The sequence below is a fragment of the Nocardiopsis sp. RV163 genome, assembly GCF_001029525.1.
In the GTDB taxonomy this organism is placed as follows: domain Bacteria; phylum Actinomycetota; class Actinomycetes; order Streptosporangiales; family Streptosporangiaceae; genus Nocardiopsis; species Nocardiopsis dassonvillei.
On sequence record NZ_LEKI01000226.1, the window covers coordinates 1 to 6,748 of the forward strand.

Below are 6,748 nucleotides of genomic sequence, written 5' to 3' on the forward strand. Positions count from 1 at the left end.
CCCCCGTTCCGGACGCCCCCGCCTCCCCGAGCCCGGAGCCGCCGGAGGCCGAGGCGACCACGGAGGAGGGTGTGGTCCCCGGTCAGTACGGGGGCGAAGGGGCTCCTGACGGGACAGCGGGTGCGCCGGACAACGGTGTGCCCGCGGAAACGGTGCGCGACCCGTTCTCCGCAGGCGCGGCGGGCCACGGTGTCCGCGGCCCGGCGACGGTGGCCCACGGCGCCACCGGGTTCCACGGCGCTCCGGAGGCGCAGGACGGCCCCTGCGCCCGCGCCAGGCTGCGCCAGGGCCCGTACCTGGACAACGACCACTGGACGATGGTCCCGCTGGACGCCGACGACGACCCCTCCACCACCTCCTCCAGTTCCGCGACCTGGGAACTCCCCGAGGGAGGCGGGGTGCGCTGGGCGGGGCTCTACTTCTCCGGGACCGGGACGCCCGACGCCCCCTCCGTGCGGATCAAGGGCCCGGGCATGGCGGACTACCGCACCGTCGAGGCCACGGGCGACCGTGTGGCCGAGCTGCCCGGCTACCCCGCCTACCAGGCGTTCGCCGAGGTCACGGATCTGGTGCGGGCCCAGGGCGGCGGCCAGTGGTGGGTCGGCGACGCCCCCGTGCGGGAGGGGCGCGGCCACTACGCGGGCTGGAGCCTCGTGGTCGTGCTGGAGGACCCCGGGGTGGGCACCCGAAACCAGGTGATGGTCCTCGACGACACCCGGGTCTCCTTCCACGGCGACGGAGGCGGCCCCTTCGCGGTGTCGGGCCTGCTGCCCGCCGCCGTACCCGCCCGGATCGACGTGGTGGCCTGGGAGGGCGACCCCGACCTGGGCGGGGACCGGGTGACCGTGGACGGTACGGCGGCGGCGCCGGTCGGCGGCCACGGTCGGGCGGACAACGCGTTCACCGGATCCGCCCGCGGCGCGGTGGGAGACCCGCTCGCGTTCGGCACCGACGTGGTCCGATTCGACTCAGTACTTGGCCGAGAAACGGACATCCGAATCCTGACGGAACAGGACGCCGTGATGGTGGGGGCGGTGGTCCTGACGGCCCCCATGCGTAGTTGAGGCACGGTGTTCCACCCACCCGTCCGGGCCTGTCCGGCCGCTGCGAAGCCCCGGACCCCTCCGGAAAACCGCCTGTGCGTAGCAGTCCGATAACTCTGTGTACCCATAAGGGGCACGCAAAACCAGACAGACTTGGCTAGGCTGTGGCCCGGCCATGGACATGGCCCAGAGACAACAGGGAAGGGGGTCGGTGCCAGTGGACCGCTGCGCGTTGTTCGTTGACGCGGGGTACCTCCTCGCGGACGGCGCGATGGCAGTGCACGGAACCCGCAACCGGGACTCCGTCTCCTGGGACTACACCGGTCTCGTCCAGTTCCTCAACGAGGTCGCGCGGGACCGCACCGGCCTGCCGCTCCTGCGCTGCTACTGGTACGAGGCGGTCGCCGACGACCGGCGGACCCAGGAGCAGGACGGCATCGCCGACATCCCCGGTATCAAGTTCCGCGGCGCGCGGATAAGGCCCGGCCGCCGCGAGGGCGTCGAGAGCTACGTCCAGCGCGACCTCACCACGCTGGCCCGTACCGGAGTCCTGTGCGACGCCGTCCTGGTCAGCGGGGACGAGGACATGGCGCCGGTCGTCGCCGACGTACAGGACATGGGCGTGCGCGTCACCGTCGTGCACGTCTCCGTCGAGGGCAACTGGACCATCTCCCGGGCCCTGCGCCGCGAGTGCGACGACCTCATCGAGATCGGCGCGGGCCACCTGCGCCCGCACGTCAACCTGCTCTCCAGCGGGGGCTCCACCCAGGAGACCGCGGCCAAGACCACCACGCCGTTCTCCAACGGCCGCGCCCGCTCGGCGCCCGAGACCCCGAGGCAGCCCGTCGCGGCGGCGCAGCCCGGCGGCAACCGGGTGGAGTCGGCCTCCTCGTCGGCCGTCGGCCTGGACGCGATGTTCGCCGGAACCGGCGGCCAGCCCGTCCCCCAGGGCAGCGCCATGGACCAGTTGCGCGCCATGCGCAGGTCCCTCGCCCAGCAGCGCGGCGGCGACCACCTGGCCGGGCCGAACACGGACAACCAGCAGTCCGGCCCGATCGACGCCAACGGCTTCCCCTCCGGCGGCCAGGTCCCGCCGAACGTGGGCGGCAACGGCGCCTATCCGGGCGCCTCCATGACCGGGGGGCACCCGGCGCCGGGCGGCCAGGGGGGCTACCCCGTCACCGGGGGGCACCAGTCGCTGCGCGGGGCCGACCAGGGGGGCTACGGGCTGCCGGGGAGACAGGCGCCGCCACCCCAGCAGCACATGACGGGGCCGCAGCAGTCCTTCACCGGCGGAACCGGGCCGCAGCAGTCCTTCGCCAGCGGGACCGGGCCGCAGCGCTCGTTCCCGCAGGAGGGGCAGCCCCCGCAACCGGGCCAGCACGGGCAGCCGGGACACGGCCGACCGGGGCACGCGCCACCGCAGAGGAGCGCGCCGCCCCAGGACCCCAGGTTCGGTCCGGGGGACAACCCCGGCTTCGGGGGTGCGAACGACGCAAACCCTACCTATGGGACCAGTACGGAAACTGACACCGCCCAACGCGGTGGGGCGGCCCCCTCCTACGGGGGACCGCAGCCTACTGGTCCCGAACACGACAGCCGGTTCTCCACCGGCGACCACGGGGAACCGCGTCCCAGTCCTGGATATCCCCAGCAGACGCGTCCCGCCACGCATACCGTTGACGAAGCGGTGCATGTTGCGCACAAAGAAGGGAACGACTTCGCGGAGTCGATCGCCCGCGAGGCGCCCGCCCTGTGGGTCGAGGCCGTCCTCGCCCGCAGGCCCCGGATGCCCTCCGACCTGGAGGCGCGTCTGCTCCAGGGTTCCTCGCTGCCGATCGACCACCTGTTGCGTGACGAGGTCCGGGACGGACTGCGCCAGGGGTTCTGGCAGGCACTGGAGCGTGCCAGGCCCTGAGATCCTTGCGCGGGGAGTGCGAGTAGGTGATGGGGGCGATGCGGTTGACCCACGTGACGACGGCAGAACTCGACCGTTTGGAATTCCACGCCGTCCGGTCCGGTGAGCACGGACGCGTCGCCGCCCAGCTCATGGACCTGGCCAACCGGGTCGACGCCGGAAGCGAGATCTCCCGCGCGGAGCTGTTCGTGCGCGCGGGGGAGCAGTGGGAGATCGCCCAGGAGTTCGAGCGCGCCTGCTCGGCCTACCAGAGGGCGATCGACGACGGCGGCCCCACGGTGATAGACGCGCGGGCCCTCAGCGCCGGTGCGCTGCTGCAGCTGAACGAGGTCGGGTCGGCCTACGCCCACCTCGAACGCCTGGAGAACGAGGAGCCCTCGGGGCTCCAGACCTACATCCACGTCGCCGAGGCGCTGTACGCGCACGACGACCTGGAGGGCGCTGAGCGCTGGGCCACGGTCGGCGCGCACCGCTTCCTCGGGCTGGACTCCTCGCCCTACGTCCACGACCTGCTGCTGGAGCTCCTGCGGATCCGGTTCCGCGTCCGCGTCGACCTGGACCTGGACGAGGACGACCTGGACCGGCGGCTCGACGCCGGGTGAGGGCCGCTCCGCGTTCGTCCGCCCCCGCGGCCGACTCCGGCCGCTGCGAGTGAGGTTTCCGACGTTTCCCCTCCCGGGGCCGCGACACGCCCGGGACGACCCCGCCCGGAGCCCTTTTCCGCGCCGCCCCGATGCCGCGGCCGCACGACCGGGTACGCCAGGTTCCGCGAAGCCGCACGGCCCCCGTGCGCGGGCGTTGCGGGCCGACTGGGGCGGCGGCGCGGGCGGGGCCGGGTGCGGGCGGCCCCGGCGACGACCTAGGCTGTGTCGGGCCGCCTCAGGGCCGCCCCGGCGGGGTGCTCCGCCCCCGCGCCGACGGGCCTCCCAGAGCCGCTCATACCACGCCTCCAGGGTGTGTTCGACAATCGTCGAAGAACCTGAGAAATCGATGACACGCCATCATCTTGCGGTGTTCCAACGCACCATCCCCTAGATGTAGTATCTCTCCCGCTGGTGGTTCACCCTTCGGGGTGAGGCAGAGGGGACCCGGTGCCAGCCGGGCCGTCCCCGCAGCGGTGAGTGGACGAAGAGGCCGTCACAGGTACCGGGAACCCCCGCGGAACCCCCGGTGCCGTGGTCCCCGCGCACCCGCCACCGGTGACGCACACCTGAGTGTGTGCCGACGACGGGGCTTCGAGAACGAGCCGCCGCGGCCCGCCGGCCGGACGACCGAGCGCACCCAGTGCGCCGGTCCGCCGGGAGCGCCGCGCGAACCTCGCTTCTCGTCCCCTCCCCGCCGGGACTCTTCTATCGAGGTTGGAGCCGCTGTATGACCCTTGACGTCGAGGCCGTGCCCGCATCCGTTCGGTCCAGCAGGGACGGCAACCCCCCCGCCGCCGCCGTCGACCGGATCGAGCACGTCGTAGCCGAGGCCTGTGCGCGGCTCACCGGTGTTTCGGCGGACAAGGTCCTCACCGAGGCCCGTCGCGGCTTCTACCCCGGCATCTCCGACGCCGAGGTGGAACTCGCCCTGGTCATGGCGGCCCGCAGCTTCGTGGAGGTCGACCCGGACTACTCCTACGTGGCCGCCCGCCTGCTGCTGGACAAGCTGCGCCGCGAGGCCCTCACCTTCATCAGCGGCGCCCCCGACGCAGCCGGGCAGTCCGAGATGGGCGAGCGCTACGCCGCCTACCTCGCCGCCTACGTCGGCCGCGGCATCGACCTCGGCCAGCTCGACCCGGCCCTGGCCAAGTTCGACCTGGCCCGCCTGGGGGCCGCGCTGCGCCCCGAGCGCGACGAGCAGTTCACCTTCCTGGGCATCCAGACCCTCTACGACCGCTACTTCCTGCACAGCGACGAGGTGCGCTACGAGCTGCCGCAGGCGTTCTTCATGAGGGTGGCCATGGGCCTGGCCCTCAACGAGGACGACCGCGAGGCCCGCGCCATCGAGTTCTACGAACTGCTGTCCTCGTTCGACTTCATGGCCTCCACGCCCACCCTGTTCAACTCGGGCACCATGCGGGCGCAGCTGTCCTCCTGCTTCCTCACCACCGTGGGCGACGACCTCCAGGCGATCTTCCACGGCATCAGCAACAACGCGATGCTGTCCAAGTACTCCGGCGGCCTCGGCAACGACTGGACCCCGGTGCGGGGCCTGGGCTCGCACATCCGCGGCACCAACGGCAAGAGCCAGGGCGTCGTGCCGTTCCTGAAGATCGCCAACGACACCGCCGTCGCGGTCAACCAGGGCGGCAAGCGCAAGGGCGCGGTGTGCGCCTACCTGGAGACCTGGCACATCGACATCGAGGAGTTCCTCGACCTCCGCAAGAACACCGGTGACGAGCGCCGCCGCACCCACGACATGAACACCGCGAACTGGGTTCCGGACCTGTTCATGCAGCGCGTGGAGCAGGGCGGCGACTGGACCCTGTTCTCGCCGGACGAGGTCCCCGACCTGCACGACAAGTACGGCGCCGAGTTCGCCGAGGCCTACGCCCACTACGAGGCCGAGGCCGCCGCGGGCCGGATCAAGGTCTCCAAGACCATCCCGGCCGTCGACCTGTGGCGGCGCATGCTGACCATGCTGTTCGAGACCGGGCACCCGTGGATCACCTTCAAGGACCCGTCCAACCTGCGCTCGCCGCAGCAGCACGTCGGCGTGGTGCACTCCTCCAACCTGTGCACCGAGATCACGCTGAACACCAGCGCCGACGAGGTCGCGGTCTGCAACCTGGGCTCGGTCAACCTGGCCCAGCACACGGGCCCGGACGGCCTGGACGCCGAGCGCCTGCGCCGCACCGTCCGCACCGCCGTGCGCATGCTCGACAACGTCATCGACGTGAACTTCTACACGATCCCCGAGGCGCGCCGCGCGAACATGCGCCACCGCCCCGTGGGCCTGGGCCTCATGGGCTTCCAGGACGCGCTGTTCAAGCTGCGCACCCCGTTCGCCTCCGACGGCGCGGTCTCCTTCGCCGACGAGAGCATGGAGCTGATCAGCTACTACGCCATCGAGGCCTCCATGGAGCTGGCCGCCGAGCGCGGCTCCTACGAGAGCTTCGAGGGCTCCCTGTGGAGCCGGGGCGTGCTGCCGATCGACTCGCTGCGCCTGCTGGCCGAGTCGCGCGACGGCGACCTGGACATGGACCGGGGAGAGACCCTGGACTGGGACTCGCTGCGCGAGCGCGTCAAGGCCACGGGCATGCGCAACTCCAACGTCATGGCCATCGCCCCGACCGCGACCATCGCCAACATCACCGGTGTGAGCCAGTCGATCGAGCCGGTGTACCGCAACCTGTACGTCAAGTCGAACATGTCCGGCGACTTCACCGTGGTCAACCCCTACCTGGTGCGCGACCTCAAGGCCCGCGGCCTGTGGGACGACGACATGGTCTCCGCGCTGAAGATGCACGACGGCAGCCTGGGCGCCGTCGACCGCGTCCCGGCCGACCTCAAGGCCCTCTACGCCACCGCGTTCGAGGTGGACCCCGAGTGGCTGGTGGACGCCGGTTCGCGCCGCCAGAAGTGGATCGACCAGGCCCAGTCGCTGAACCTGTACATGGCGGCCCCCAGCGGCAGGAAGCTGGACTCGCTGTACCGCCGCGCGTGGCGCTCCGGCCTCAAGACCACCTACTACCTGCGTTCGCAGAGCGCCACCCACGTGGAGAAGAGCACGCTCAAGGGCACCGACGGCCGCCTGAACGCGGTCGCCGCCACCCCCGCCGCCCCGGCCGCCTCGCCCGCGC

The 6,748-nt window shown here is 71.9% G+C and carries 3 protein-coding genes and 1 pseudogene; all 4 read left to right on the plus strand.

All coding sequences use genetic code 11. From position 1 onward, the window contains the following. A pseudogene (locus tag ABD54_RS24600) lies at positions 1–1,064 on the plus strand (RNA polymerase subunit sigma-24); the annotation flags it as partial. A gap of 196 nt (positions 1,065–1,260) precedes the next feature. Continuing rightward, positions 1,261–2,961: an NYN domain-containing protein gene (locus ABD54_RS24605; protein ID WP_047871924.1), complete on the plus strand. Its 1,701-nt coding sequence runs from the start codon at positions 1,261–1,263 to the stop codon at positions 2,959–2,961. 29 nt (positions 2,962–2,990) lie between these two features. Further along, positions 2,991–3,563 carry a hypothetical protein gene (locus ABD54_RS24610; protein WP_047871925.1) on the plus strand — a complete coding sequence of 191 codons (573 nt, stop codon included), beginning with the start codon at positions 2,991–2,993 and terminating at the stop codon, positions 3,561–3,563. A 769-nt stretch (positions 3,564–4,332) separates the two neighbouring features. Beyond that, a partial coding sequence (locus ABD54_RS24615; RefSeq protein ID WP_047871926.1) for a ribonucleoside-diphosphate reductase subunit alpha occupies positions 4,333–6,748 on the plus strand: 2,416 nt, incomplete at its 3' end.

Excerpts from the sequence above, each read along its gene's own strand:
- ABD54_RS24610 (WP_047871925.1), top strand. The coding sequence starts at position 2,991 with ATGGGGGCGATGCGGTTGACCCACGTGACGACGGCAGAACTCGACCGT.